The sequence below is a fragment of the Holdemanella porci genome (assembly GCF_019052655.1).
Classification (GTDB): Bacteria; Bacillota_I; Bacilli_A; order Erysipelotrichales; family Erysipelotrichaceae; genus Holdemanella; species Holdemanella hominis.
Genome location: NZ_JAHQVB010000142.1, coordinates 1 through 1,015 on the forward strand (window position 1 = coordinate 1; position 1,015 = coordinate 1,015).

General features: G+C 33.1%; 1 protein-coding gene. It reads right to left on the minus strand.

Going from position 1 to position 1,015, the window contains the following annotated elements; genetic code table 11:
* Nucleotides 1–1,013 (minus strand): IS1380 family transposase (locus KTQ83_RS11830; protein WP_342367264.1); only part of this gene is annotated, 1,013 nt, incomplete at its 3' end.
* Between the last annotated feature and the right edge of the window lie 2 nt (nt 1,014–1,015).

Below are 1,015 nucleotides of genomic sequence, written 5' to 3' on the forward strand. Positions count from 1 at the left end.
CCACCGTTGAAATCATCTTTTAATTCTTTTGTAAAGTTTTCGCTGTTTCCTCTTGCTTCATAAAAGTCCATTGCTTCTTTGGGACTTTTCTCAAAATCATTTGTGATTATGCAATAAACCATAGGCACTAACTGAAGCATTCCGCCTTTTTCTAAGCGAAAGGCTTTGTATACAATTCTTCGCTTTTTTGTCTTGTTTATCTGAATCGTATATTCTCCATAATAAGGTTCTGTATAGTCAAAATCATTCCAGTCTACCTGATTTATGACCATATCCATTACGGATTCTCTAATGTTTTTCTTAAAATTCTTAACTCGGATATAATACGTAACCTGGTTGTTTTCCAGATATTTAAACAAATCCCTTCTGTAAAAGGCGCTGTCGCCTCTGAATCTTATATTTCCGGTATTGTTCAATTGTGTAAATATCTGTTCAAGTTCTTCAATGATTCCATTAGAAGAATAAGCAGAGCCAGTTCTCAACAAAGATGAAAGTAAGAGCTTTGAATGGTATTCATTGATTACGAGTGGATGATATCCATTTTTCTGATAATGATGAATATAGGCACTGGCTTCCTGGTTGCCACAAGTTGTAACCATGGTGGAATCCGCATCAAGAATTGGGTCATCTATATTTGTATTCACAAAATCATATGCAAGCTGAGTAATGATTTTTTTGAATTCATTGGTTGTATTTAAAGATACACGGTCATAGAAACGACTTACCGTAGCTTGAGAACATATCAAGGATTTGAGTGACAGTAAAGGATCATTAATTAATATTTTCTGATCAGACTGGTCATTATATCCCAGTAAACATTTGATAATTTGTTGAAACAAGATATTCGTGTTTGAATATACAGGAAGATGTCTTAAATCCACAAATGAAATAGAATCTAATAGTGTTTTCAAATTTATCTTTTCAAGAAATTGAGAAAGAAGAATGGATCCACCATCACTGGAAAGATTCCCACCGTTAAAATTAATCTTGTCAAAAAGTGAATTAGTTTGTATCA